Here is a 26,495-nt window from a genome sequence, read left to right as displayed (position 1 = left end):
TTGAAAGGGTTTACACAAATTGTAATGGAGGAGAATGCCAATGTTCAAAAAGCTCTCGGTGCTTGCGATGACCTTTGTTCTGCTGCTGGGTTGCCTGCCTATGCTGTCTGCTCAGGCGGCAGGGAATGCCACAGCCAAACAGCCGGGAAATTCCAATCCGCTGATGGACCACAAGCTGGGTGCCGATCCCTTCGCATTGACGTATAACGGAAGAGTCTATATCTATATGTCGAGTGATGCCTATGTCTATAACAGCAACGGAACCGTGAAGGATAATGATTTCAGCGCACTGAACAAAATCAATGTCATCTCTTCGGCCGATATGGTGAACTGGACAGACCATGGCGCCATCCCGGTAGCCGGAGCCAATAATGTCAACGGTTCTGCGGGCATTGCCAAATGGGCCTCGCTCTCCTGGGCGCCTTCAGCAGCCGTGAAGAAAATCAATGGACAGGATAAATTCTTCCTGTACTTCGCCAACGGCGCGTCAGGCATCGGGGTACTGACAGCCAACTCTCCAATTGGCCCATGGTCCGATCCGCTGGGCAAAGCACTGGTGACTGGCAGTACACCGGGAATGTCCGGGGTGACCTGGCTGTTTGACCCGGCGGTGCTGGTCGATGACGACGGCAGCGGATACCTGTATGCCGGCGGGGGCATCCCCAATACCTCGAACCCGGCGTCTATAGCCAATCCCAAGACAGCCCGCGTACTCAGACTCGGTGCGGATATGACAAGCATTGTTGGAAGCGCATCCACAATTGATGCTCCCTATATGTTCGAGGATTCGGGCATCCATAAGTACGGCGGCAAATATTATTACTCGTATTGCTTCAACTTCTCCGGCACGCACCCGGCTGCCTATCCGGCGGGTGAAATCGGGTATATGGTCAGCAACAGTCCGATGGGACCTTTTACGTACACCGGACATTTCCTGAAGAATCCTTACACCTTCTTCGGGGTAGGCGGCAACAACCACCATGCGGTATTTAACTTCAATAACCAATGGTACGTAGTCTATCACGCCCAGACTGTGGCGAAGGCTGTCCTTGGTGACGGCAAAGGCTACCGTTCTCCGCATATCAACAAGCTGGTCCATAATGCGAACGGAACCATCCAGGAGGTTCAGGGAGACATGGCGGGCATCGCCCAGATTGCCAATCTGAATCCTTACACCCGGGTGGAAGCCGAGACGATCGGCTGGAATGCAGGCATTACAACGGAACGTACGCAGGCTGCGGGCGGTCCGGTTGGCAATATGAATGTGACCAATATTAACAATGGAGACTGGGTTGCCGTGGGCAATGCCGATTTCGGCTCCGGCGCTTCCAGCTTCAAGGCGAATGTGGCTTCCGCCACAGGCGGCGGTAAAATCGAAATCCGGCTCGACAGCGCAACCGGCCCGCTGGTCGGCACGCTGAATGTTCCTAATACAGGAGGAGCGCAGTCCTGGCAGGAGGTACAGACTACGGTCAGCAATGCGGTTGGGGTGCACAGACTCTATCTGGTCTTCACCGGATCAGGCTCCGGTAATCTGTTCAACTTCGATTACTGGCAGTTCTCTACGGGTGGCGATGGCGGCACGACACCTCCTCCGGTAAGCAAGGTGGAAGCGGAGGACATGACGCTCAGCGGAACCTATGCGGGGAAGATTACTTCTCCTTTCAATGGAGTGGCGCTGTACGGGAATGATGACGCTGCTGCGTTCAATCAGTATTATGCCTACGGCACGCATAACTTCTCGGTCCGGGGGGCTTCCAACAATTCCTCTACAGCGCGGGTGGATCTGCTGATCGGCGGAGTGAACGTCGGCTCCTTCAATTTCAGCGGCACAACGCCCTCGGTACAGACGCTGACCAATGTGGCCCATGCCACCGGCAATCAGGAGGTCAAGCTGGTCGTTACCACGGATAATGGAAGCTGGGATGCCTATGTGGATTATATTGAATGGAGCCAGTGACGAGGGAAGCAGGCGGGAGGAGGGGCAATTGAATTCTTATATTTTTAAAAAGGCAGGGCTCTACCTGCTGGCAATATCGCTCATGCTCGGTATCCTGTTCAATCCGTCTACGGCTGCTGCGGCGACCTTTACCAATCCGTTTATTTATGCCGATGCCCCGGACAATGATGTCATCAGGGTAGGCAATGTGTATTACATGACCAGCACCACCATGCATATGACCCCCGGAGTCCCTATCATGAAGTCCTATGATCTGGTGAACTGGGAGATCGTGAATTATGTCTACGATACGTATGCGAACGGGGATGCGCAGAATCTGAACAACGGACAGAATGAGTACGGCAAGGGCTCCTGGGCCAGCAGCCTGCGATACAATAACGGGATCTACTATGTGTCCTTCGGGTCCAATTCATCCGGCCGGACTTATATCTATCAGACTACGAACATTGAAAATGGCCCCTGGACCTCATCGGTCCTGGGCAGCTACTATCACGATGCTTCGCTGCTGTTCGACAATGGGCGGGTCTTCCTGGTGTACGGGGTGGATAATATCAGCCTGATTGAGCTGACGGCAGATGCCAAGGCCATTAAGTCCGGCGGAATCAGTCAGGTCATCATCCCGAATTCCAGTAATATTGCCGGCTCGAACTTCATCGTGAAGGCCGAAGGCGCGCATATCCAGAAGATCAACGGCTATTATTATGTGTTCCTGATCTGCTGGCCTTCGGGAAGCGGACGCACCCAATTGACCTACCGCTCCACCAGCTTAACTGGAGGCTACACAGGTCAGGTGTCGCTGAATGACTCGGGCATTGCCCAGGGCGGCATCGTGGACACGCCTTCCGGCTCCTGGTATGCGATGCTCTTCAGGGATAGCGGGGCTGTCGGCCGGATGCCGTATCTGGTGCCGGTAACCTGGTCCGGCAACTGGCCGGTTTTTGGAAGCGGGGGCAAGGCGCCGCGGACCCTGAATCTGCCTGCCGAAGGGTATCCAGTGAAGAAGGTGTACGCGTCAGACGAATTCACGGCGCCTTCGAGTGGAAACGGATTAGCCAAGGTCTGGCAGTGGAACCACAACCCCGATAACTCGAAGTGGTCCCTGACCCAGCGCCAAGGCTTCATGCGGCTGACCACCGGCAAGGTAAGTACAAGCCTGCTGAATGCCCGGAACACACTGACCCAGCGGACGTTCGGGCCGAAGAGCACAGGCGTGACGGCCCTGGAGACGGGCGGGATGAAGGACGGGGATGTTGCCGGACTGGCTGCTTTTCAGGCTAAATACGGGTTCGTCGGTGTGAAGATGTCCGGTAATTCCAAGTCCATTGTGATGGTTAACGCCAGCTCCGGGTCCATGACTGAAGTGGCGGGTGTGCCGCTCAGCCAGAACAGAGTCTATCTGAAAGTGCTCTGCGATTTCACTAATCAGACGGATAAGGCTTACTTCTCCTATAGTCTGGACGGCAACAACTGGACATCCATAGGGAATACACTGCAGATGTCTTATACGCTGCCTCACTTTATGGGCTACCGGTTTGCGTTGTTCAATTATGCGACGAAGTCAGCGGGCGGCTATGCTGATTTTGATTATCTGCGTCTGGAATAGCTTGTTTGAAGTAGAAACCAATTATGCAAAGGAGATGTATTATATTGAAGAACAGAATCAAGAAGGTTGTGGGCGGACTCGCCTTAGCGAGTGTCCTGCTCACCTCTGTGATGGCAGGCAATGCCAGTGCAGCCATTACCAATGGATCGAAGTTTCTGGGGAATATCATTGCAGGCAGTGCTCCAAGTAACTTCACCACCTATTGGAATCAGGTCACCCCTGAGAACGGTACCAAATGGGGCTCCATCGAAGGCAACCGCAACCAGATGAACTGGGGTAATGCGGACATGATCTATAACTATGCGATTAGCAAAAACATCCCGTTCAAGTTCCATACCCTCGTGTGGGGAAACCAGGAGCCTAACTGGGTCGCCGGCTTATCGGCAGCGGAGCAGAAGGCTGAGGTCAGCTCATGGATTACTCAGGCAGGCCAGCGTTATTCTGCAAAGACTGCTTTTGTGGATGTCGTCAATGAACCGCTGCATGCCAAGCCTTCTTACCGTAATGCCATCGGCGGCGACGGAAGCACCGGCTGGGATTGGGTCATCTGGTCCTTCCAGCAGGCCAGAGCCGCCTTCCCGAACGCCAAGCTGCACCTCAATGATTATGGCATTATCGGTGACCCCAGCGCAGCCGACAAGTACGTGAACATTATCAATATCCTGAAATCCAGAGGACTGATTGACGGAATCGGCATTCAGTGCCACTACTTCAATATGGATAATGTCAGTGTCTCCACTATGAATACCGTGCTCAATAAGCTTGCTGCTACAGGCCTGCCTATCTATGTCTCCGAGCTGGATATTACCGGTGATGACAACACCCAGCTTGCCAGATACCAACAGAAATTCCCTGTGCTCTGGAACCATCCTTCCGTTAAGGGCGTAACCCTGTGGGGCTACATCCAGAATCAGACCTGGGCAACCAATACCCATCTGGTGAATTCTAACGGCACAGAGCGCCCTGCCCTGAAATGGCTGAAGCAATACCTGGGCGGCTCGTCAGCCCTGATGGAAACCACTGACGCCCAGGATCTCACGATCACTGACAGTCTGATCCAGCCGGACAGTGTGGTTGAGCCAGACCCTCAACTGGATCTCCAGCCGGTGCTGGAACCCGTTCCGGCCGAATAAGCTGAAGCAGGCACGCTTTACTTAAGGGCTGCTCCCGTGGCGCAATGCGCCGGGAGCAGCCTTTTCTGTAATCGAAAAACCGAACACATTGGGCGTGACGGAGGCGTGTGAGCCAAATGAACACATTGTGAGTGCAGGCGGAGCGTAAGGAGCTAGTGATCTTCTTCTTGCGTTCGCTGACCAAAAGTGGCACACTGGTAACAGATATATTAAACGTGGCAAAGAATGCCCCGCTCCCTTCTCTTGTAGAAGGAGGCGGGGTTTTGTGCGTTTAGAGATTAATCTCATTGCAGACCGGGGGAATTAAAGTGGGATTTACAGAAGAACATGACCAGTGGGTAAGCAATCATTTGAAACGAAGAAAGGGGGAGCGGCTCGATGCACTTAAGCGGGGGCATAGCTACGGTAACCGCTTATTTGTTGAATGTGTATGGTGGCCACTTACCGGACATTTTCACGGACTCCATCCGGAATATGAAGTTAAGGACTGGCGCGGTAGATCCTATTTTGTTGATTTACTGTGGGAGGTTGGTTCCTCGCGTATTGCATTTGAGATTATGGATTACGGCTCGCATGGTACGGACCGGAGCAAATACCGTATGGATTTGAATCGCGGTCTCTTCCTGCAATCACAGGACTACATGGTTCTCTATATCTCGCTGGATGAGCTGAAGGAGAATCCGTCTTTTGTCCTTTCCACACTGAGGAACGTGCTGACTCCTTATTTGTTGGCAGGAACTGCTAATAGAAGCACAGAGAAATCCTATTCCAGAATTGAACGGGATTTGATGAGGTTAGCTATCCGTAACTATCGTGTCCTTCGTCCAGGTGATGCAGCGAGAGAGCTTGAGTTACATTACACGACAATTATTAAGTACAGCCGTATGCTGGTGGATAAGGGGAAATTCCGTCCTGTAGCTAGAGGGACATCTCCACGAGTTACATATTACGAGTACATTGGTACAATTCAAAGCCCAGATCTGGTCTAAAAAACAGCGTCACCGAATGTAATCGAAAAACTGATCATAATCGGCCGGATGGGTGGTGTGGAGGGAAATGTAATCGAAAAACCGATTACAATGGGCCGGGCGCGGGGTGTGGAGGAAAATGTAATCGAAAAACCGATTACAATGGGCCGGACGGGGGTTGTGGAGGAAAATGTAATCGAAAAATCGATTACATTGCGCCGGACGGGAGGTGTGGGCAGAAATGTAATCGAAAAACCGATTACAATGGGCCGGGCGCGGGGTGCAGACGGAAATGTAATCGAAAAACCGATTACAATGGGCCGGGCGCGGGGTGTAGCCAGTAATTTTGCAAAAAACATAACACGGTATATCAACAGGGGGCTGGTTACCTAAAAAGGATATCTTTCCACCTTCGTCTGAGGGAGATTTTGCTGGGGGAGCGCTCAAAAGACAAAAAAAGCCTTCATCCAATTTAACGTTAACAACACCCGTTTTTTTGGATTGGTCTAGCTTCAGTTGTTTGTCTTTGTTAGTAAAAGAGAATGCGCTCTTTTGTCAGCCGTTTGGGATGGATCCTTGGCCTGCCACCCTTTTTCCTTCGCCCCTTGCTGGTTCGCGTCTTGACCCAGTTAAGATGGTTTAGAAAATCCGTGTATTCTCCAGTCAAATACAACCGGAATACTGCTAATACTCGCCCGATTCGCTGGTGGGGGGCATGGCGCAAACGAAGGTGCTCACATAGCACATAAGCAATCAGATTTAAATAAATCTGGTTCCATACCGCGGCCGGTGTACAACTGCTGTACAGTTTTTTGAGGTGGAGGCTCGACTTCATGAACTTAAAAAAGAGTTCCACCTTCCAACGATACCGGTACAACTCCGCCACCTCTGCCGCCGTCACATCCCAGCGATTCGTCAGGACACGAGCCGGGTGAGATTTTCCTTTCTTGTCCACATAGGTGTACTCCACGAGTCGAAACCTACCTGTTTCCCCGGTTTCCGGCGAAGTGATTTCCACCGTGGCATCCTGTTTCAGAAAAGGCTTCGTGACTTTCCGCGTCCGGAGAACCTTCGCCTTGCTATTGTTCTTCAGACGGGCAACAAACTTGATTCCACTGCGCTCCCAGGCTATAAATTGCGCATAATGGATGTAGCCCCGGTCCAGCAAATAAGTGAATGCTTTCTGGAGCACCAGGTGCTTCAGGACTTCCGAATCCAAGTCCGCCACCGTTCCAGTGGACAGCACCGAAGCAGTAGGAATGGCGCTAGATTCGCCGGTTAACTGCACGCAGGTGTGCAGTTTCACCGCATTCGTCCCGGCTTGCTGAAACGCCCACTCCCCGCGAAGCTTTCCCACGGTTATGGTGGAGGAATCGACGGCTGCTAAAGGACCGAGTTTCTGTAAGTGCTTGGGCAGAGGAGGTCCTTCTCTTTCCAGTAACTGCTGGAGGCGGGAGTGATAGAGGTCTCGCAGCTGTTCAGGTGGTAATTGGCTGAGCCTCCGGTTCAGAGACGATTGGTGGATGGAGGTCACCCCGGTCCACTCTTGATAGCACGGCGTCCGCACCAGAGTGTCTACTATATTTTGTACTCCGGGACGACGACTCAATAGGGCTTCTAAAAAAAGAAAGACAGTACTGCCCCAGTTCAGTTTTTTGGCGTATCGGTCACCGAACAACAAGCGACTCTTCGTTTCTAACCATGAAGTGACTTGACACAACAACCCTTTTTCCGCTAACTTATAAAGCAAGAGATCTCCTTTCGTGGGTGTCGTAACAACTTCTACGATAAAGGAATCTCTTTTTTTGTGCAATTTTTTGGACTTCCATTACATGGTAGGTTGTTTGCAAAATTACTGGGGTGTAGCCGGAAATGTAATCGAAAAACCGATCACATTGCGCCGGACGGGTGGTGTGGGCGGAAATGTAATCGAAAAACCGATTACAATGGGCCGGATGGGTGGTGTGGACGGAAATGTAATCGAAAAACCGATTACAATCAGCCTGATGGGTGGTGTAGCCGGAAATGTAATCGAAAAACCGATTACATTTCGCCCGCCATCGCTCACCGCACAGGCAGCTTGTCCCCGCACCCGCCAATCTCACCCCTCACTCCCATCCGCCGCAGGGAGGGACAGCTTACCCTCCCTATACACCTTCCTGTACTGTGACGGCGTGTAAGAAGTGACCTTCTTAAATATCTTCGAGAAGTACAGCGGGTCGTGGTAACCGACTGAGTAGGACAAGGACTTAACCGACAGCCGCGACTCTGCCAGCAGATCACAGGCACGCCGGATACGCACGGCGGTCAGGTAGCCGGAGATGGAGGTTCCTGTCTCTTTTTTGAACAGCCGGAACAGGTAGCTGCGCTCAATCGTCACATATTCCACCACATCCAGCACTGATAAGGAAGACTTCCAATAGTTACTCTCGATATAGGCCTTCGCTGACCCTACATAGTCCTTCTTGAGACTGGCCTGCCCGCTAGGATAATACTCCATGTAGTACGACAGCAGCAGATGAAGAGCCGCATCCGACCGCTCCCGTGCATACGGCTCCAGTTCGTACCCCTTGACCTGATCGAACATGGCCCTGAAATCCTGCGGGGCGGCCGACACAACGGGCTGCTCCGGTGAGATATGAATCATGGCAAGTAAGCGTAAGGCCTCTGCCCCGTTGAATTCAATCCAGCAATAGGCCCACGGGTCCTGCGGATCAGGATAGTAATACACCTCCGTCTGCGGAAAAATCATAAAGCTCTCCCCCGCCTCCACAGGGTGTACCACCTGGCCAGTCTTCAAGTAACCTCTGCCGCTTACGATATAATGCAGCGCGTATACATCCCGGACGCCGGGTCCCCATCTGTGCAGATTAGGGGGCTTATACCCGTTCCCTTTTACCATTGGACCCTCGTTGAGTCCGTATTCCATAGAGTTCATAGTTGGCACCTGTACCCCTTAAAATGATAATACTACTATTATAAGCTGAATATCAGCCACTGGCTCTATGCCCAGTCGTCACTATAGTGAATATTTGGATTTCCTGCGCAATACCCCAACAGGCTGGCAGAATTAACTGGATTTTATAGGCGTTTATGCAACTATATAGATTGAACTTGAAAACTCAAGTTAAAGGAAAAGGGGCGGAGGGGAATTTTGGAACTGTAGGAGCGGTAGCGTCCGCCTGAAAGCTTTCCGCAGGAAAGCTATCTACGGAAGCATATGCTTGGTTTGGATTTCTACCGCGAGGAGCGGTTTCAATCAGGAAATCCCAATACAACAGCGGCCGGAAGTCCAAAACTTCTCTGGAGTCGCGGCTAATCCCAAAACATAAAAATAATTAGTTCAATTTATATAATAATTTAGATGGAGCCAGTTAAGTATGTCTTAGCCGTATTCAAAAATGACAACGCTTTCTTAAGAATGTGAGCTTACGGCGCCCCTTCCCTGGAAGGTAAACTAAAGGTACGAGGGAGGAGCGCATATGGAATTGGAAACACAGCCAAAAAGTCCCGGAACCGGCGGCGGCCGGCGGTCGTTTTTATGGAAGCGGTTTAAAAAACAGAAAGTACTGCATTTGTTCGTCGGGCTAGGCATGATCTATCTGCTGATCTTCGCGTACACTCCGATGTTCGGCATCCTAATGGCGTTCAAGGATTACAGCATCTCCGGCGGCATCAAAGGAATCTTCACCAGCGATTGGGTCGGGCTGAGGTATTTCGATGAATTCATCCATGACTATCAATTCGGCAAGCTGGTCCGCAATACGCTGGTCCTCAGTCTGCTGAAGGTCATCTTCGCCTTTCCGGCGCCGATCCTGCTGGCGATCATGCTGAACGAAGTGAAGCACATGGCCTTCAAGCGGTTTGTGCAGACGATCAGCTATCTGCCGCATTTTATCTCCTGGGTGGTCGTGGTGGGCGTATCCTATGCCTTCCTGTCCGCCGATGTCGGTGTGGTCAATAAGGCGCTGATGGCGATGGGCTTCACGGATGAGCCGCTGGCCTTCCTGACCAGTCCGAATTATTTTTGGGGACTGGCGGTAGGGAGTGCGGTGTGGAAGGAGATGGGCTGGTGGACGATTATTTTTCTGGCGGCGATATCCGGGATCAGCCCCTCGCTCTATGAGGCCGCAGAGATTGACGGAGCCGGAAGGCTGGCGCGTATCCGTTATATCACCCTGCCGGGGATGAAGGGAACCATCGTGGTTGTCCTGGTACTGACCATCGGGAGCATTCTCGGCGGCGGACTGGTTGGTTCAAACTTCGAGCAGGCCTACCTGCTCGGCAACAGTATTAATAATCCAACCTCAGAGATTGTCCAGACCTACGCATTCAGGGTGGGGTTAAGCGACGGGCGGTTCTCCTATGCAGCAGCGATCGATTTAATTCAATCGGTGATATCTGTAGCGCTGATTTTCTCCAGTAACTATATCGCTAAGCGGGTATCGGGCTCCAGTCTGTTTTAGAGAGAGGAGGGAAGGCTATGCTGAAGAGTCAGCGGCAGAAGGATTTTGTTTTTGACAGCGTGATCTATGTGGTATTGTTCATTATTATGCTCACGATGCTGTACCCGTTCTATTACGTGTTAATAGCTTCATTTAATAAAGGCTCAGACTCGCTGCTGGGCGGGGTGTATCTGTGGCCCCGGAACTTTACCCTGGAGAATTACCGGGTGTTCATGGATGATCCCAAGTGGGTGAAGGCTTTCCTGGTCTCCGTACTGCGGACGGTGTCCGGCACCTTGCTCGGACTGCTGCTCACCAGTATCGTCGCTTACGGTCTATCCCATCGTGATCTGTTATTCAGCAAGGTTTATTTCACAGTGATCGTATTCGCCATGTACTTCTCCGGCGGACTGATCCCTTATTATGTAGTCTTGCGTTCACTAGGCTTGTTAAATTCCTTTGCGGTGTACATCATCCCGTCCATGCTCAGCACGTTCTTCCTGCTCATTGCGATCTCATTCTTCCGTGAAATTCCCGCTGAGCTAAAAGAATCTGCGCATATAGACGGGGCCGGTGAGCTTACGATATTCTTCCGCATCATCCTGCCGGTCTCAACGCCGGTGCTGGCGACTATGGCCTTGTTCATGGGGGTCGGGCAATGGAATTCCTGGCTGGATTCGGCTTATTTCGTCCAGTCCGAGGAGCTGCGTACGCTGGCCTTCCGCATGATGGAGGTCATCAACAAGAGCAACTCTCCGATGGATTCGCTGGCGGTAGCCAACAGTGCCTCGGCGGGGGTGACCAGCTTTTCGTTACAGGTGACCTCAATGGTCGTTTCCATTGTTCCCATTATCTGTGTGTACCCGTTCCTGCAGAAGTATTTCGTTTCTGGAATCATGCTGGGTTCGGTAAAAGGCTAGGCCAGTGCTTCGGTGTTCAAATGTTCCATCGCTCATACAGCCCATTAATTCAATCATGGAGGGATTAGCTTGAACAAAAGCAGAAGCTTCAAGATCGTCGCAGCCGCACTCTCAATGGCCGTAGTGTTATCCGCCTGCGGCGGTAACGGGGGAAATACCGCCCAGCCCGCCCCGTCCGGCAGCCCGGACGCCGCAGCAGGCGGGAATGCACCTGCCAAGCCCGGACAGGTGAAGGAGTTAAGCCTGTTCATTGATGCGTCGTGGTACCCGGTTACGGAATGGAAGGGCCCGGTCGCCGACATGATTACCGAGAAGACAGGGGTGAAGCTGAAGGTTACGGTTGCCACCGATGACAAACAGCTTCCGCTGATGATTGCCTCCGGTGACCTGCCGGACCTGGTGTTCACCTCTTCCAATGTAGACCGGTTATCCGACTCGAAGCTGTCGTATTCCTGGAATGAACTGATTGAGAAATATGCGCCGGATTTCAAGATTGACAAGACCCGGATTGCCATCCATACCATGGATGACGGCAATTTCTATACCGTGCGGAATTCCTTTGCGACCCAGGAGGAGATGAAGAATAGTAAATATTCGTTAGGCAGCGACGGCAACCCTGGCATCGCGGTACGGGAGGATATTCTGAAGGAGCTGGGGAATCCGCCGATTAAGACCCTGGATGATTTCGTCAAGGTGCTGGGCATGGTCAAGGAGAAATATCCCGAGATGGTCCCGCTGATTATGGACAAGGACTGGATCGAGCAGTATTTCCTGGCCCAATTCGGTACGGAGACCCTGCTCGACGGCTGGTATGAACAGGACGGCAAGGTGGAATATGCGATCAGGCAGCCCAAGATGCTGGACTTCTTCAAGTTCATGAATAGCCTGTACCGCAACGGCTATATCCTGGCTGAGAATTTCGCACTGGCCAATGACCAGATTGATGATCAATATGCTACGGGCGGCAAAGCCTTCGCCCATAGCCACACCGTATCCACCGCAGATACCGATAACATCAAGATCAAGAGCAATCAGGGGAATTTCTCCTTCAAGATGCTGCCAAGCGTATTGTCGAAGGATGCCAAGGTAGTCAGCTCAGGACTCGGCTTCTCCGGAACCTTTATCACCAAGAAGAATAAGGACCCGGAGGCCTCCATCAAATTCATCCAGTATCTGGCCAGCGACGAGGGCAAGAAGCTGACGATGTTCGGGGTAGAGGGCGTGCACTGGACCTGGAATGAAGAAGGCCACCCCGATTTCAAATACAATCCGTCCGATGCCGATTTCGTGAACAGCAACGGTATTAAGTGGTGGTATCTCTATAATGATGGAGTTACTGAAGGCATGCTGTCCTATGTTCCTGAGCTGCAGAAAACTCAGGCGCTGATGGATCTGAAGTCGATCCGCATCTACAAGCCGGAGATCGGCCTGATCCAGACTCAGCCGGATTCACAGGAGAAGACCATTAAGACCAAGATCGATGAGATGGTCAAGAATGAGAAGGTCAAAATCTATCTGGCTGAATCGGAGGAAGCCGCAGTAGCAGCCTATGAGAATATGCTGAAGAACGCAGAGAACATTGGCTTGCAGAAGCTCACCGACTGGGCGAATGCAACCTATCAGAAGAAAAAAGAATTGTTCAAGTAAGCGAATTCCTGCCGGTAGAGATCAGTCTCTACCGGGTTTTACATGTTCATGGTAGGATTATAGAACACAAGTCAGGCACCGGAGGGACAGACTGCCGTGAGCATTGTACGCAAAATGATAGCAGGGTATATCCTTCTGATTTTTATTCCGGTAGTTGCGTTTGGTTACTATTATTATAGTAAGATCTATGACAGTGTAAGCGGCCAGTTTGTGGAGAGCCGTCAGAAGATTCTGGAGCAGGCTTATGCCAACATGAAGGCGGACCTGGCCCGGATTGATTCCACGCAGCGGATGCTGCAATACAATCCGTATGTCACAGATTATCTGGACGGCAGCTATGAGACGGACGCAGAGAGTGTATATGCCTACAACCGTTATATTAATCCGGTGATTATGCAATCGCTTAATATCAGTCCTGAGATTGAGGGCATCAGAATCTATCTGACCAAGCAGGGCGTGCTGCCCATTACTGACCGGCTGCTCGAACTATCGGCGCTGGATGAACAGGGTGCCGAGGCTACCCGTATGCTGCGGCCGGGACAGGGCAAATGGATACTCCCCGACTCCAAGGTGGAAGCTCCCCCGCTGGTATTCTATCAGAATATATATAACAATGATTTTACCGAGATTGTGGGACTGCTGGAGCTGCGGGTCGGCAGTGAGCTGATCCGCAAGTTCTACCGGGCGACAGGCGGAGGGGATTGGACCGCGCTGCTGCTGCCGGCGGAGGGCAAGCCGCTGGAGCGGGAAGGCATTCCCGCAGCGGTGGACGATGCCACCTGGAGAAGACTGGCCTCGGGAGAAGCGCAGACCTATTTCATCAACCGGGAGGTCATTGTTAATCAGTTATATATGAAGGAACTGGGCGTACGTGTCGCCGTAATCGGCAAGGTATCCGAAGTGTTCCGCTCGATCCGGAGCCAGGAGCTGGTGATGATTACGACTTTCGCGGTGCTGCTTGCGTTATTGTCGTTTGCCTATTACACACTGGCTTCAACGATTACGAAGCGCGTTCTCCGTCTTGCCAGACATATGCGCAATCTGAATGATGACAACCTGAAGCAGTCGGTCAGCAAGGAGGATAAGCCGGGGCGAAGGGATGAGATCAGCTTCCTGACCGAGACCTATAATTCGATGCTCCTGCGCATGGATGAGCTGATCAACAATGTCCACCGGGCCGAGCTGCGCAATAAGGAAGCCGCTTACAAGGTGCTTCAGGCCCAGATCAAGCCGCATTTTCTCTATAATACGCTGGAGACCATCCGCATGCTGGCCGAATCGAACAACGACAAGGAAGTGGCCGAGATCTCTTACTGGTTCGGCAAGCTGATGCGCTACAGCCTGTCTGCCCAGGACGATCATACCGTTCTTTCCCAAGAACTTGAGACCGTAGTCTTCTACCTCAATATTCACAAAATGCGGCTGCAAAAAAGACTCACCTATGAGGTCGATATCGCTGTGGCTGCCGAGACCCTGATCTGTCCAAGATTCATCCTCCAGCCGCTGGTGGAGAATAGTATTATTCACGGAGCTGCCGTGACGCTGCGGCCGGTCCATATCCTGATACAGGCGAAGGAAACGGCGGATGAGATCCGAATCAGCGTGTCGGACAGCGGTATTGGCATTCCTGAGGAACAGGTACGGCTTATTCGCGCCCGGTTATCCCGCGGGGAAGAGGTGAAGGCTCAGGATGAGACGGAGGGAGGCGTAGGGCTGTATAATGTCAGCGAACGGATTAAATCATTTTATGGCGGGACCTCACGGCTGGTTCTTGAGAGTGAGGAGGGCAAGGGGACCTGCCTGACCATCATCCTATCGAAAGGGGCGGCAGAGCAAGCATGAGAATTCTGATCGTAGACGATGAGCCGATTATCCTTGGAGGGCTGGTGAAGGTGATTGGCGGAGCCGCGCCGGTCGGAGCTGAGATCCGCGAGGCCGGCGACGCCTTCGAGGCGCTTCAGATCATGAAGGAATATATGCCGGATGTGACGGTAACGGACCTGCATATGCCGGAGAAGAACGGGTTCGAGATGATGGAGGAGGCGAAGGAGAACGGTTTATGTGAGCGCTTCATTATTCTTACCGGACATGATGACTTCGAATATGCCCGCCGGGCGCTCCGCTACGGGGTAGTGGATTATCTGCTGAAGCCGGTGGATAAGGAGGAGGTAGCCCGGCTGCTGAGTCAGGTGAACCGGAATCTTCCCTCCGTGGACAGTACGGACTGTCCGCCGCATGCCAAGCGGATTCTTGCCTATACCCGGCTGAATTATATGAATGACCTGTCCCTGGACCATCTGGCCGAGCTGATGAACCTTCATCCGAATTACATTAGCAGCCTGTTCAAGAAGGTCACGGGTGATACGTTCGTCCATTACCTGAATACCACCCGGATCAAGGAAGCGCAGAAGCTGCTGAGCCTCCACCGGGATCTGCCGGTAGTCGAGATCGGACGCCGGGTCGGGTATGAGAACAAGCATTACTTCAACAAGGTGTTCAAAAAATACACCGGCAGCACCCCGGGGGCTTACCGTGACAATCACTGAAGCTTACGTGCGGCCGGAGGCCGGGCGCAAGGATGGGGCATGCTGTACCTACACGCCCCTCTTGGCCTTCATGCACTTGAGCTTGTAGGTACGCCCGTAGGCTTTGCCGTATCTTACGATCCGGTCCAGCATCCGGGTATCCTTCAGCTTGGTGAACGGGCAGGGATCGGGGGCGGTGTTCACCTCCAGAATCCACGGGATCAGCCGCCGGTCCAGAGCCAAGTCGACACCGATCTCCTTAAGGCCGGGATAGGCAGAGCTTAACTGGATGGCGCATTTCACGCCAAGCCTGTGCATTTGGGCAAGCAGAGGCTTGCGCTTCCCGGAACGGGTGTAAGCCTTCAGCAGCGTCTCCACCGGATAGATGGTTCCGCCTTGGCTGCCATTCGTAACCACCTTGTGCGGATGTGCCACGCGTCCCGCCGCTCCTGTAGCCTCCCACTCTCCCTGAGGATTACGCTGCACCATCACGCGGATATCAAAAGGCCGTCCGCCGTAAGTCAGCAGCCGGATGCCCTTTTGCACCAGATAGGCCCGGCCCCGGGTCTCCGTCAGGAGGGCCTCATATGCCTCGGTATAATTACTGAATGTGCTTATCCTTGTCCCTGCCTGATAGCGGTAGGACCGCGTGGTCCCCGAATCAGCCTCGCTTCCTCCAGCGCCGCTACCACTCCGCAGTATCCGCTGTTCAACCCGTATGACCCCTTCGCCTAACGAACCGCAGCAGGGCTTAATATAGACCATCTGATGGTTTTGCAGCATCGCCTGGAGTACTCTCTGGCTTAATTGCCGGGTCTCCGGGATATGCCGCTTTAATTCAGCCTTCTTCGCCAGTACCCTTGTCTTCGTTAATTTATTGGATATCCGGCTGATTTGCTCCTTCATGCTACTCCTCCGTTCATAGACTCTAATAGGCTATAGTACGGTACAGAGCCGGATTTGGCTTGGGCGGATGCCCCGGGGCCGAACACACAGGCAGATGAATACATAGATTATTGAAGGTATTCATCCGGGAGGCTGCGTTCAGGCAACCGGTGCGGGAGGCGTCGAATGGAATGAGGGAGCAGTGGCGGGATCGAGTAAACGAAGTAATCAGGTACTTCCCCTGGTACAAGGATCTTATGGGCAATGAGCACGAGAATTACAGTCTGGAGCATCTTCCCCTGATGACTTCAGATCTGCTGGACACTCATTATTATAATAATGAACCCGATCCTTCTCTTGCCGTCTACCGGACCTCGGGCACCAGTACAGGACGGCGTAAGGCAATCGTCTATTCGGAAGAGGATGAGCAGCATTATATCGATATCAAAACCAGGCTGTTCGGGGAATTGCTTCAGGGCAGCGGATGTGCCAGGGCGCTGGCGGATATGGGAACCGGACATGCTGCGGATACGGCACTGGCTATTTTTGCACGGCTGGGACTGGTGAACAGCTCCATTCCCTTCGAGTTGCCGGTAGAACAGCATATTGAGCGTATTCAGGCTTTCCAGCCCGACCTGCTCTACACAATGCCCTCTATCCTGGATCACATCGTACATGCAGCAGAAGACCCCCTGGCGTTTGGAATCCGCAAAATCATTCTGGTCGGCGAGATCGCTACACAGGAGTGGCAGCAGAATATGGCCCGCCTGTTCGGCCTGAAGCCGGAGGATATTACCGATACGTACGGCTCAATTGAAATCGGCACGATTGCTTATTATTCGCATGAGCTGGGCCGGTATCTGCTGGCTGAAGGCATCGTTGCCGAAGCTGTGGGAACGGAGAGCATAGGAGAAGGACTTGATCCGCTGAGCGAAGGCGAAGGCATTCTCGTACTTACCTCAACCGTGCGTAAGCTGCTGCCAGCCCTCCGGTTTGTCACCTATGATGTGGTGAGGGATTTCAGGACTGTGGAGGTAGACGGGGTGGAGCGGCAGAGCTTCCAGTCCATCGTCAAGCGGGTGGGCCGCGAACTGAAGCATGGGGAGAAAATCAGCATCTACGATATTGAACAGGTGGTCTACCGTCACCTTCAGCAGGCCAGGGTCCGGGTAGGGGTCAGCCATAATGCATTATCCGTGTATATCCAGAGCAGGTCAGCAGATCCTACCTGCGTTCCGGTCATCAGGGAAGAGATCAGGTCATGCATCCCGGAGATTGGTCTGATGATCGCCAATCACCTGCTTGACGATATTGAGGTCATTCTGACGGCAGAGGACGGGGAGCTTGCGGGCGGGCAGGTGAAGAATAAGAAGCTGTATTACCGGAAAGATCAAATGAAGCGGCAGGCAGTGGAGCAGAGGGCTGAGCCGCAGCTTACCAGCGGGATATTATCGGCTATCGGGCATACACCACTGCTCAAGCTGGAGCATCTGTTTCCTGCAAGCAGGTTCAGCGTTTACGCCAAGATGGAGCTGATGAACCCGGGAGGAAGCGCAAAGGACCGCCCAGCCTTGCGGATGGTCCGGGAAGCCTGGAAGGAAGGCCTTATCGGACCGGGGACCGTAATTATTGAATCCAGCTCCGGGAATATGGCCATCAGCCTGGCTATGATATGCAAGCAGCTCGGGATGACCTTCATCAGTGTGGTGGATGCCAGAACTACCGGGATGAATCTTCAGATGCTGAAGGCGCTGGGTGCGGACATTGATTTCATTGACCGCCCGGATCCTGAAACCGGGGAATTCCTGCCGGCCCGGCTGAAGCGTGTGCAGCAGCTGCTCGCGGAGATACCGGGCAGCTATTGGCCGAATCAGTACGCTAGTCCCAATAACTATCTATCCCATTATGATACGACCATGCCGGAGATCGTGACGGAGCTGGGGCAGGTCGATTATCTGTTCTGTAGTGTCAGTACCTGCGGAACGATAAACGGGCTGGCAGAATACGTGAAGGACAAGGGACTGCGGACCCGGATTGTGGCGGTGGATGCAGAGGGTAGTGTTATTTTTGGCGGCCATCCGAAGAAGCGGCTCTTCCCTGGACTGGGTGCCGGTATTGTGCCGCCGCTGCGCAGACTGGAGCTGATCGACCGGATTGTGCATGTGACTGACGCTGATATGGTGAAGGGCTGCCGGGCGCTGGCCCGCAGGGAATCCATTCTGGCCGGAGCCTCCTCCGGGGCAGTGCTTGCCGCTATCCGGCAACTTAAGGAGGAGATCCCTCCCGGCGCAGTCTGCACCGCCATCCTGCATGATAAGGGAGAACGGTATCTCGATACGGTCTACTCGGACACCTGGGTTCAGAGCCAATTCGGAGCGGAGCTGCTGTCAGACACGGAAGAGTTCCTGGTGTGATTACAGGTGGGAACTTTTACGGGCAGCCAAACAAACCTTACCTGAGCTTGGCTTGATCGGCTAGGAGCCGTCGGGTCAAGCTCATAGTCGGAGGGGGGCGGCATTCTTTGGCGGCCTGTACGAGCGGATTCAGATATAGTCATCACCTGGGAAGAAGGCCTATGGTATGATGGACGTAATCGTAATAACAGAACTGCCCGTGATTTTACACCCCATTAACATGCTTCATATGTTCGCGTGATATAACTGAAACAATCGGTTATAAGAGGAGAAGATGAGATGAAGCTAAGCAAAGAGGAGAGATCGTGGATTCTGTACGACTGCGGGAGTTCCGCCTATTCCATGGCAGTCACTACGGCGCTGCTGCCGATTATCTTCGGGATGTTCAATAATGTGGGCAGCAGCATGGATCTGGGGTACTTCAATTCGATCGCCAGTATTCTGGTCGCGGTCCTCAGCCCGATTCTCGGTACGATTGCCGATTATAAGGACCGGAAGAAGCGGTTCTTTATTTTTTTCGCTGCGCTCGGTATCCTTGCCACCGCATCCCTGGCCTTCGTGTCCCCGGAGAGCGGGCAATGGCAGCTGCTTATTGCCTTTTACATTCTGTCAGCGGTCGGCTTCGCCGGGTCTAATATCTTCTACGATTCCTTCCTGGTGGATATTACGGAGGATGAACGGATGGACAAGGTGTCTACCCGAGGGTTTGCCTACGGCTACATCTTCAGTTGTATTCCGTTCGGCATCAGTCTGCTGCTGATCTTCCTGCTGGGAATGGACAAGGCCATCGGCTACCAGATCGGGTTCATCATTACGGCGCTCTGGTGGGGACTGCTGACGGTGCCGATGATCCGGGATGTGAAGCAGAGATATTATATCGAGCCTGAGCCGAAGCCTGTGGCCCGGAGCTTCCAGCGTATCGCTGTCACCTTCAGGAATATCCGCCAGCACCGGATAGTGTTTGTGTTCCTGCTTGCTTACTTCTTCTATATTGACGGAGTGGATACGATTATCAAAATGGTTGTGCCCTACGCCACCTCGGTCCTCGGCACAGATGCCCTGGACACCTTCACGCTGCTGGGAATTCTGCTCATCATCCAGATTATTGCCTTTCCCTGCGCGATTCTCTATGGCAATCTGGCCAAAACCTACTCCGCCCGGAATCTGATTATTGCCGGAATCTTCACCTACGTTATTTCTTGTATCGCAGCGTTCTTCATTAGCTCGGTGTGGCATATCTTCCTGCTGGGTGCGCTGATCGGCTCGGCACAGGGCGGTATTCAGGCGCTTAGCCGGTCCTATTTCGCTAAAATCATCCCGAAGGAGAATTCCAACGAATTCTTCGGGTTCTATAATATTTTCGGCAAGTTCGCGGCGATTCTCGGCCCTGCCTTAATGTCACTGACCACTACCTTGACCGGGGATGCCCGCTATAGTATTTTATCGATCATTCCGCTCTTTCTGATCGGCTGCTTCATCTTCATCACATTGCCAAAGGGGACATAGTATGGAATCTGCCGGATTGCAACCGCAACCACTCTCTGCAGCCAAGCATCTGATCGTCATTTCCTATGATGCCTTCTCTGAAGACCACTGGGAGATGGCCAGCCGCCTGCCCAATCTGTCGAAGCTAATCACCGGCGGTGCCTACAGCAACCGTCTCAGAAGTGTCTATCCCACGCTCACTTACGTGGTGCACACTACCATCGCTACCGGCGTCTACCCGGATAAGCATGGTATTCATCACAACAATCCGCTGCAGCCATTCGTGCCGGAGGAGGAGCAGCGCTGGTTCTGGTTCCGCGAGGCGGTACAGGTACCAACGATCTATGATGCAGCACATAAGGCGGGGCTGAGTACGGCGGGACTACTGTGGCCGGTAAGCGGCAAGTCCTCGATCCAGTATAATATTCCAGAGATCCGGGCGCTAAAAGGGGAGAATCAGGCGCTCAAGATACTGCGAAGCGGCAGTCCCCTGTACTGCGCCCGGCTGGAGCTGAAATACGGACGGATCAGGCAGGGCATCGCCCAGCCGCAGCTTGATAACTTCACCACGAAGTGCGCCGCCGATACAATTAAGCGTCATAAGCCGAACCTGCTCATGATGCATCTGATTGACCTGGATGACACCAAGCATATGTACGGCACGGACTGCGGGGAAGTAGACGATGTCATCCTGCGGATGGACAACCGGCTGGGTGAGATCATGCAGGCGGTAGAGGATGCCGGAATCCGGGAGCAGACGGTGATTATGGTGCTTGGTGACCATGGTCAGTTCAACGTGCGCTACAAGCTGCATTTGAACAATCTTTTGCAGGCTAAAGGGCTGATCTATGACAAGGACGGCGTGATGCACTGGCGGGCTTACTTCCAGAGCGGCGGCGGTTCAGCTTATCTGCATGTACAGCCCGGAGATGAGGAGGCGCAGCGGCTGGCCTTGGCGGCGGTGGATGAATACAGGCGAGATGGAGCACCGGGAATTGAGAGTGTATATACGGAAGAGACGCTGAAGAAGCTCCATGCCAGTCCAGTGGCAAAAGTCATGCTAGAAGCACAGCGGAGCTACAGCTTCGATGAGGCGTTGACAGACACGCTGGTCACCGATCTGCAGGCCGAGGGCATTCGCTATGCTACGCACGGCTACTCGCCGGATGCAAGCGGATACCGCTGCAATCTCGTCATCGCAGGCGCAGGGATCAAGCAGAGCTACCCCATCGGCGATCTGGAGATGGTTGACATCGCCCCGACGATGGGACGGATTCTGGGGCTGGGGTTCGGGCCGGGGGACGGGCGGGTGCTGGAGGAGATTTTTGAAGAATAGAGCAACTTCAATCGGTCTGATCAGGATGTCCGCGCACGCGGCAGCCGGGTCGGGCTTTTTTTATCGTTGGTTGTATCGGCAAATAGGATGATAGCTTGCTCATGCGGTGTTGCGGGGTGGGGTGCGTGTACTCGTAGGCCAAACGTATGCGGAAAAGCAAATACAATCTGCTGGTGCTTAGTAGAGTAGCGTTAGCCTTAGGAAACAGGTGGATTTCCTCCACTTGCTGATGAACGAATGAGCGCTTCCCGGACAACAGTTGTATAAACAACACTTAATTTCAGCCTTTCCAGCCGCAGAAGCCCAAACAAACTATTTCGGTTGTATTATTTCCACTTATTACCTTGTATTTGCCTAAAGCGGGCTTATTAAGATACGTTTTTCCACCTATTTGCCGCTAAGAGGGGGGCGCCGCCCCTGAACATTAATCAACGGCACGACTGTAATTAAAATTTAAATTACCGTTGACAATTTGCCTATGATCAAATATATTATCCATAAGAACAAAAGTTTCCTTAGGGAAACAATTGTGTTTATGAGAAACAATATACACAATAGATTCATCAAATTGCTATATAGATTGAACTTGAAAATATATGTAAAGGGAAAAGTGGCGGAGGGGAGTTTTGGAACTGGAGGAGCGGTAGCGTCCGCCTGAAAGCTTTCCGTAGGAAAGCTCGCATCGTAAGCACCCGCAGTCACCGGATTTCTACCGCGTACAGCGGTTCGAATCAAGAAATCTGGGGACAACAGCGGCCGGAAGTCCAAAACTTCTCTGGAGTCACGGCCAATCCCAAACCAAAAAATCATTAGTTCAATTTATATAGATAGTCCAAACAAGAGACGGGGTGCAGACATGATTCAGATTAAAGGCTTGAACGTTGATTATTTCGGCAATTCAGCGCTGGAAGGAGTGACGCTCGATATCCCCTTCGGGCATTCGGTGGGCATTATCGGGCCCAATGGCGCCGGGAAGTCCACGTTCATTAAGGCACTGCTGGATGTGATCAAGAAGAGAAGCGGAACGGTGAAGGCGGAGGGCAAGGACATTGCCCTGTACAGACGGAATATCGCCTACGTGCCGCAGAAGAACGATATTGACCTGACTTTTCCCATTACAGTTAAGGATACAGTGCTGACCGGAACTTATCCGAACCTGAAGCTGTTCCGGCGTCCGGGTAAGAAGGAGCGGACTATTGCGGAGCGCAGCATGGCGATGGTGGAGATCGGTGACCTTGCGGATAAGCAGATCAGCAATTTGTCCGGCGGGCAGCTGCAGCGGGTGTTTATCGCCCGGGCGCTGGCCCAGGAGGCCAGTGTGTTTTTCCTGGATGAGCCGTTTGTCGGCATTGATATGGTTAGTGAGCGTATCATTGTGAACCTGTTCAAACAGCTCCGCGAGGAAGGCAAGACCATTCTGACAGTGCACCATGATCTGCATGAGGTCGAAGAATATTTTGACCTGATCATTCTGCTCAACAAGCAGCTTATCGCCTTCGGAGATGTGCAGGACACCTTCACCACAGAGAATATCCGCAGAGCCTACGGTACATCTTTGGGCAATGTAATGATCCAGGGAGCAGGAGGTGCCGCTCATGATTGAGTCCTTATCCAGTCTGCTGAATATTCCGGTATACGCGCTGAACGCCGGGTTATCTGCGATTATTCTCGGGATTGTCTCGGGGGCGCTGGGCAGCTTCATCGTTCTGCGCAAAATGTCGCTGATGGGCGATGCCTTATCTCACGCGGTGCTTCCGGGCGTCGCCCTGTCTTATATTCTGGGCATCAACATCCTGCTGGGCGCTTCGTTGTTTGGCCTGTTAGCCGCTATTCTCATTCAATTCATCACCAGCCGCAGCAATATCAAGAGCGATACCTCCATCGGCATCATTCTCAGCTCCTTCTTTGCACTCGGTATTGTCCTGATTACATTTGCCCGCAGCGGGCTGGATCTCACTCATATTCTGTTCGGCAACATTCTGGCCGTCCCGCAGTCCGAGCTGCTGCAATCCTTCATCATCATGCTGGCGGTGCTTGCCATTATTACTCTGCTGTATAAAGAACTGCTGATCAGCTCGTTCGACCCGGTGGTAGCGAAGGCTTACGGGCTGAAGACCGGCTTCTATCATTATCTGCTGATGATGCTGCTCTCCGTAGTGACCGTCTCCTCCTTGTCCCAGGTTGGCATTGTGCTGGTCATCGCCATGCTGGTCATCCCGGCAGCCACCTCGTATCTGTGGTCCAATTCCTTGCTGCATATGATCGTATTAGCCTCCGCAGTAGGGGCAGCCTCGGGGATCATCGGCGTATACGTGAGCTTCCGCTATAATCTGCCGACAAGTGCAACAATCGTGCTGGTAGGCGTCACCCTGTTCAGCATTTCATTCATCATATCGCCCAAGAATAATTTTCTGCGGAAAGGACTGAAGCAAGCATGAGACGTACAAACCGGATTCATTTCGTCAAAATCATAACCGTATCCCTGCTCCTTCTGTTGCTCGCAGCTTGTTCTGACAGCAGTACCAGCAAGGAGGAGGCGGAGGGTGACGGGAAGCTGCAGATTGTAGCCACCTATTCCATCCTTGCAGACATGACCCGGAATATTACCGGAGATAAGGCGGAGGTCTACAGTATGGTGCCTATCGGCACAGACCCGCATATGTATGATCCGCTGCCCGCAGATACAGGCAAGGTTTCCAGCGCGGATCTTATTTTCTATAATGGCTTGAATCTGGAGACCGGCAAAGGCTGGTTCCAGGATCTGCTCAAGGTGACGAAAAAGGAAGCGGCCGCATTTGCCGTCTCCGAAAAGGTCACGCCGATGTACCTGACCGAGAAGGGGAAGGAGTCCCAGGTTGACCCTCATGCCTGGCTGGATATACTGAACGCGGTCAAGTATGTGGAGGTCATCACTGAGCGGGTGATTGAACAGGACCCGGACAACAAGCAGTATTATCTGGATAACCAGACCGCGTACGTGAAGGAGCTGACGGAGCTGGATCAGTATGCCAAGGAAGCTGTGAGCAAGGTCCCGCAGAAGAAGCGCGTCCTGGTCACCAGTGAAGGGGCCTTCAAATACTTTTCCCGGGCCTATGGCTTCGAGTCCGCCTTCATCTGGGAGATCAACACCGACAGCCAGGGAACACCGGAGCAGATGAACCGGATCATCGGCATGATCAAGGAGAAGCAGATTCCGGCGTTATTCCTGGAGACGAGTGTCAATCCCAAGACGATGGAGACGATATCCCGCGAGACCGGGGTGCCGGTCCATTCCAGGATTTTCACAGATTCTCTGGCTAAGGAAGGGGAAGACGGAGACACCTACCTGAAGATGATCAAGTGGAATATCGATAAGGTCGTTGAGGGCTTGTCCCGTTAGACTTCAACAAATAACCCGCCAGCGTGGATGGATTGCTTATCCAGTCTTGGCGGGTTATTTCCGTTATTGTTCATTATTCAAGCGTTAACAATGCCTAACACAAATCCGTCATAGCCCTTGCTGCCCACTGTCTGCAGGGCCGTAGCATCTATGCGCGGCTCTTCCGCGAGCAGATCCATGAACCGGCGGATGCCCTGCACCCGGTCATCTGCACTGTCCGGATTAATCACCTCGCCGTCGCGCACTACATTATCGGCCACAATGACCGCGCCCGGCCGGGCCAGCTTCAGCGCCCACTTCAGGTAATGCGGATTGTTCGGCTTGTCGGCATCAATGAAGATGAAGTCGAACGGCTCCGTTCCCCGGGCTTCCAGCAGCGCCAGCGAATCCAGCGCCGGACCTTCAATGATCTCTGTCTTGTCTGCCAGCCCCGCCATTCTCAGATTATCCTCAGCGACAACGACATGCTTGTGCTCGAATTCCAGCGAGACCAGCCGTCCGTGCTCCGGCAACGCCCGCGCCAGCCAGATGGTGCTGTATCCGCTCAGGGTGCCGATTTCGAGAATGTTGGCGGCCCCCTTCATCTTGGCGAGCAGGTGCAGCAGCTTCCCCTGGTTGGGAGCGACAGCGATATCCGGCAGACCAGCCCCGGCTTGGGCATCCAGTACGGCGTTCAGCACCAGGTCTTCGTCCAGCAGATTGTTATTGAAATAGTCATCGACCTTACTCCATTTGCTTTGTTCGTTCATGTGAATCCCTCCGTTAGTTGTTTTTTTAGTTGTATTGATGTATTGGATCTGCTTTAAATATAAGGTAAAATCATTCATAATACTAATATATGTTTGTACAATTAACATACATTTTGATTATGAATGGAGAATGCTTATGAACCTTCATGCTCTGAGGTTATTCTATTATGTTGCTGAGACGGGCAGTGTTACGAAGGCGTCAGCCTTGCTTAATATCAGCCAGCCGGCGGTGACCAGCCAGATCAAAAAGTTCGAGAAGGAGCTGGGGCTGACGCTGTTCAACCCCAGCGGCCGGGGGATTTCGCTGACGCCCTTCGGTACAGAGCTGGCGAAGCAAGCAGGCAATCTGTTCACCTATGAGAAGCGGATGGAGGAGTTCATAGAGGATTACCGTCAGGGCAGGAAGGGGAAGCTGCGCATTGCCGCCACCTACCTTCCGGCTAATTTCCTGGTGCCGGGTTGGGCGGCCCGGTTCAAGGCCGGGCATCCGGGGGTGGAGATTGAGATCACAACGACGAATTCGCAGCAGGCCTTTGAGCAATTGCAGAGACGTGATGCGGACGTCGCCTTCTATGGGGGCGGGGCCAAGGAGAAGCCGGAGGATGTGGACTGGCTGGAGCTTTTGGAGGATGAGCTGTGGTTCGTAGTGGCCCCTTCCCATCCCTTCGCAGGCCGTACGGTATCGCTGCCGGAGATGATGCAGGAGCCGTTCGTGATGCGTGAGGAGGGCAGCTCCACCCGGGCGCGGCTGGTCTCGTTATGCACGGCCTATGGCCTGAAGCCGCCGCGTGTGACTCTGCAGTTCAGCGGGCTGGGTGAAGTGATCCGTTCAGTGATGGCGGGCTATGGGGCCAACTTCATCTCCTCGCTGGCTGTGCGGGACTATGTGGAATGGAAGCAATTGTCCCGTGTTCATGTGGAGGGCATTCAGCTAAGCAATAACATTGCCGTCTGCACACGTAAGAACGAGACCCTGCCTCTTGCGCTTCAGCAGTTCATAGATATCTGCCGTCAGGAATAAACAATAATAATATATTCTATTTCAA

Annotated in this window: 22 protein-coding genes; 17 read left to right on the top strand and 5 right to left on the bottom strand. The window is 53.0% G+C overall.

Features of this window, described 5'->3' with window-relative positions:
• The first annotated feature begins 40 nt into the window (after window positions 1-40).
• The 5 genes from NST04_RS24355 (at window position 41) to NST04_RS24335 (ending at window position 6,057) form a co-directional block, all read left to right on the top strand.
• The gene (locus tag NST04_RS24355) at window positions 41-1,960 is read left to right on the top strand and encodes a carbohydrate-binding protein (protein WP_341186524.1); all 1,920 of its coding nucleotides are present in this window, start codon (window positions 41-43) and stop codon (window positions 1,958-1,960) included.
• A gap of 82 nt (window positions 1,961-2,042) precedes the next feature.
• Window positions 2,043-3,563 carry a glycoside hydrolase family 43 protein gene (locus NST04_RS24350; protein WP_341186832.1) on the top strand — a complete coding sequence of 507 codons (1,521 nt, stop codon included), beginning with the start codon at window positions 2,043-2,045 and terminating at the stop codon, window positions 3,561-3,563.
• 44 nt (window positions 3,564-3,607) lie between these two features.
• Entirely contained in the window at window positions 3,608-4,696 is a 1,089-nt protein-coding gene (locus NST04_RS24345) for an endo-1,4-beta-xylanase (protein ID WP_445667940.1), read from the top strand.
• A 308-nt stretch (window positions 4,697-5,004) separates the two neighbouring features.
• Window positions 5,005-5,685 carry a hypothetical protein gene (locus NST04_RS24340; protein ID WP_341186523.1) on the top strand — a complete coding sequence of 227 codons (681 nt, stop codon included), beginning with the start codon at window positions 5,005-5,007 and terminating at the stop codon, window positions 5,683-5,685.
• A 57-nt stretch (window positions 5,686-5,742) separates the two neighbouring features.
• Complete coding sequence (locus tag NST04_RS24335; RefSeq protein ID WP_341186522.1) at window positions 5,743-6,057, top strand: hypothetical protein; 315 nt, start codon at window positions 5,743-5,745, stop codon at window positions 6,055-6,057.
• Between the two features lie 136 nt (window positions 6,058-6,193).
• On the opposite strand, the gene NST04_RS24330 is transcribed toward NST04_RS24335, so the two are convergent.
• Genes NST04_RS24330 through NST04_RS24320 form a run of 3 tightly spaced genes read right to left on the bottom strand, consistent with a single transcriptional unit; the run spans window position 6,194 to window position 8,602 of the window.
• A complete protein-coding gene (locus NST04_RS24330) occupies window positions 6,194-7,477 on the bottom strand; it encodes an IS4 family transposase (RefSeq protein WP_341186521.1) in 1,284 nt (427 codons plus the stop codon).
• 39 nt (window positions 7,478-7,516) lie between these two features.
• Entirely contained in the window at window positions 7,517-7,756 is a 240-nt protein-coding gene (locus NST04_RS24325; RefSeq protein ID WP_341186520.1) for a hypothetical protein, read from the bottom strand.
• Window positions 7,757-7,765: 9 nt separating this feature from the next.
• Window positions 7,766-8,602, bottom strand: coding sequence for an AraC family transcriptional regulator (locus NST04_RS24320; protein ID WP_341186519.1), 837 nt, complete (start codon window positions 8,600-8,602; stop codon window positions 7,766-7,768).
• A gap of 544 nt (window positions 8,603-9,146) precedes the next feature.
• On the opposite strand from NST04_RS24320, the gene NST04_RS24315 reads away from it, so the two are divergent.
• The 5 genes from NST04_RS24315 to NST04_RS24295 all read left to right on the top strand — a co-directional run bounded on the left by NST04_RS24315 (window position 9,147) and on the right by NST04_RS24295 (window position 15,222).
• A complete protein-coding gene (locus tag NST04_RS24315; protein ID WP_341186518.1) occupies window positions 9,147-10,130 on the top strand; it encodes an ABC transporter permease in 984 nt (327 codons plus the stop codon).
• Between the two features lie 17 nt (window positions 10,131-10,147).
• On the top strand, window positions 10,148-11,029 hold the full coding sequence (locus NST04_RS24310) for a carbohydrate ABC transporter permease (RefSeq protein ID WP_036695198.1): 882 nt from the start codon (window positions 10,148-10,150) through the stop codon (window positions 11,027-11,029).
• Between the two features lie 69 nt (window positions 11,030-11,098).
• Window positions 11,099-12,676 (top strand): extracellular solute-binding protein, encoded by a 1,578-nt coding sequence (locus NST04_RS24305; RefSeq protein ID WP_341186517.1) that lies wholly within the window; start codon window positions 11,099-11,101, stop codon window positions 12,674-12,676.
• 96 nt (window positions 12,677-12,772) lie between these two features.
• Window positions 12,773-14,518 carry a sensor histidine kinase gene (locus NST04_RS24300; protein WP_341186516.1) on the top strand — a complete coding sequence of 582 codons (1,746 nt, stop codon included), beginning with the start codon at window positions 12,773-12,775 and terminating at the stop codon, window positions 14,516-14,518.
• A complete protein-coding gene (locus NST04_RS24295; RefSeq protein ID WP_341186515.1) occupies window positions 14,515-15,222 on the top strand; it encodes a response regulator transcription factor in 708 nt (235 codons plus the stop codon). Before NST04_RS24300 ends, NST04_RS24295 begins: the two co-directional genes overlap by 4 nt.
• Window positions 15,223-15,270: 48 nt before the next feature.
• Here the strand turns inward: NST04_RS24295 and NST04_RS24290 are convergent, their stop codons facing one another.
• Window positions 15,271-16,107 carry a YheC/YheD family protein gene (locus tag NST04_RS24290; protein ID WP_341186514.1) on the bottom strand — a complete coding sequence of 279 codons (837 nt, stop codon included), beginning with the start codon at window positions 16,105-16,107 and terminating at the stop codon, window positions 15,271-15,273.
• A gap of 170 nt (window positions 16,108-16,277) precedes the next feature.
• Here NST04_RS24290 and sbnA point away from each other — a divergent pair, with 170 nt between their 5' ends.
• From sbnA to NST04_RS24260, 6 genes are all read left to right on the top strand, one after another.
• Window positions 16,278-18,500, top strand: coding sequence for a 2,3-diaminopropionate biosynthesis protein SbnA (gene sbnA / locus NST04_RS24285; RefSeq protein ID WP_341186513.1), 2,223 nt, complete (start codon window positions 16,278-16,280; stop codon window positions 18,498-18,500).
• Window positions 18,501-18,779: 279 nt separating this feature from the next.
• The gene (locus tag NST04_RS24280) at window positions 18,780-20,006 is read left to right on the top strand and encodes an MFS transporter (RefSeq protein WP_341186512.1); all 1,227 of its coding nucleotides are present in this window, start codon (window positions 18,780-18,782) and stop codon (window positions 20,004-20,006) included.
• 16 nt (window positions 20,007-20,022) lie between these two features.
• The gene (locus tag NST04_RS24275; protein WP_341186511.1) at window positions 20,023-21,321 is read left to right on the top strand and encodes an alkaline phosphatase family protein; all 1,299 of its coding nucleotides are present in this window, start codon (window positions 20,023-20,025) and stop codon (window positions 21,319-21,321) included.
• Between the two features lie 859 nt (window positions 21,322-22,180).
• Window positions 22,181-22,924, top strand: coding sequence for a metal ABC transporter ATP-binding protein (locus NST04_RS24270; protein ID WP_341186830.1), 744 nt, complete (start codon window positions 22,181-22,183; stop codon window positions 22,922-22,924).
• Entirely contained in the window at window positions 22,917-23,759 is an 843-nt protein-coding gene (locus tag NST04_RS24265) for a metal ABC transporter permease (protein ID WP_341186510.1), read from the top strand. The genes NST04_RS24270 and NST04_RS24265 overlap by 8 nt, the downstream gene beginning before the upstream one ends.
• On the top strand, window positions 23,756-24,700 hold the full coding sequence (locus tag NST04_RS24260; RefSeq protein WP_341186509.1) for a metal ABC transporter substrate-binding protein: 945 nt from the start codon (window positions 23,756-23,758) through the stop codon (window positions 24,698-24,700). Before NST04_RS24265 ends, NST04_RS24260 begins: the two co-directional genes overlap by 4 nt.
• 77 nt (window positions 24,701-24,777) lie before the next feature.
• Here the strand turns inward: NST04_RS24260 and NST04_RS24255 are convergent, their stop codons facing one another.
• Window positions 24,778-25,449, bottom strand: coding sequence for an O-methyltransferase (locus tag NST04_RS24255; RefSeq protein WP_341186508.1), 672 nt, complete (start codon window positions 25,447-25,449; stop codon window positions 24,778-24,780).
• 136 nt (window positions 25,450-25,585) lie between these two features.
• Between NST04_RS24255 and NST04_RS24250 the strand changes: the two genes are divergently transcribed.
• Window positions 25,586-26,470 carry a LysR family transcriptional regulator gene (locus NST04_RS24250; RefSeq protein ID WP_341186507.1) on the top strand — a complete coding sequence of 295 codons (885 nt, stop codon included), beginning with the start codon at window positions 25,586-25,588 and terminating at the stop codon, window positions 26,468-26,470.
• The last annotated feature ends 25 nt before the right edge of the window (window positions 26,471-26,495 follow it).

The sequence above is a fragment of the Paenibacillus sp. FSL H7-0756 genome (assembly GCF_038006765.1).
In the GTDB taxonomy this organism is placed as follows: Bacteria; Bacillota; Bacilli; order Paenibacillales; family Paenibacillaceae; genus Paenibacillus_AQ.
This window is presented reverse-complemented; position numbering and strand designations above follow the sequence as displayed.

Excerpts from the sequence above, each read along its gene's own strand:
- NST04_RS24265 (WP_341186510.1), top strand. The coding sequence starts at position 22,917 with ATGATTGAGTCCTTATCCAGTCTGCTGAATATTCCGGTATACGCGCTG.
- NST04_RS24315 (WP_341186518.1), top strand. The coding sequence starts at position 9,147 with ATGGAATTGGAAACACAGCCAAAAAGTCCCGGAACCGGCGGCGGCCGG.
- NST04_RS24255 (WP_341186508.1), bottom strand. The coding sequence starts at position 25,449 with ATGAACGAACAAAGCAAATGGAGTAAGGTCGATGACTATTTCAATAAC.
- NST04_RS24295 (WP_341186515.1), top strand. The coding sequence starts at position 14,515 with ATGAGAATTCTGATCGTAGACGATGAGCCGATTATCCTTGGAGGGCTG.
- NST04_RS24310 (WP_036695198.1), top strand. The coding sequence starts at position 10,148 with ATGCTGAAGAGTCAGCGGCAGAAGGATTTTGTTTTTGACAGCGTGATC.
- NST04_RS24250 (WP_341186507.1), top strand. The coding sequence starts at position 25,586 with ATGAACCTTCATGCTCTGAGGTTATTCTATTATGTTGCTGAGACGGGC.
- NST04_RS24355 (WP_341186524.1), top strand. The coding sequence starts at position 41 with ATGTTCAAAAAGCTCTCGGTGCTTGCGATGACCTTTGTTCTGCTGCTG.
- NST04_RS24320 (WP_341186519.1), bottom strand. The coding sequence starts at position 8,602 with ATGAACTCTATGGAATACGGACTCAACGAGGGTCCAATGGTAAAAGGG.
- NST04_RS24280 (WP_341186512.1), top strand. The coding sequence starts at position 18,780 with ATGAAGCTAAGCAAAGAGGAGAGATCGTGGATTCTGTACGACTGCGGG.
- NST04_RS24350 (WP_341186832.1), top strand. The coding sequence starts at position 2,043 with ATGCTCGGTATCCTGTTCAATCCGTCTACGGCTGCTGCGGCGACCTTT.
- NST04_RS24290 (WP_341186514.1), bottom strand. The coding sequence starts at position 16,107 with ATGAAGGAGCAAATCAGCCGGATATCCAATAAATTAACGAAGACAAGG.
- NST04_RS24260 (WP_341186509.1), top strand. The coding sequence starts at position 23,756 with ATGAGACGTACAAACCGGATTCATTTCGTCAAAATCATAACCGTATCC.
- sbnA (WP_341186513.1), top strand. The coding sequence starts at position 16,278 with ATGAGGGAGCAGTGGCGGGATCGAGTAAACGAAGTAATCAGGTACTTC.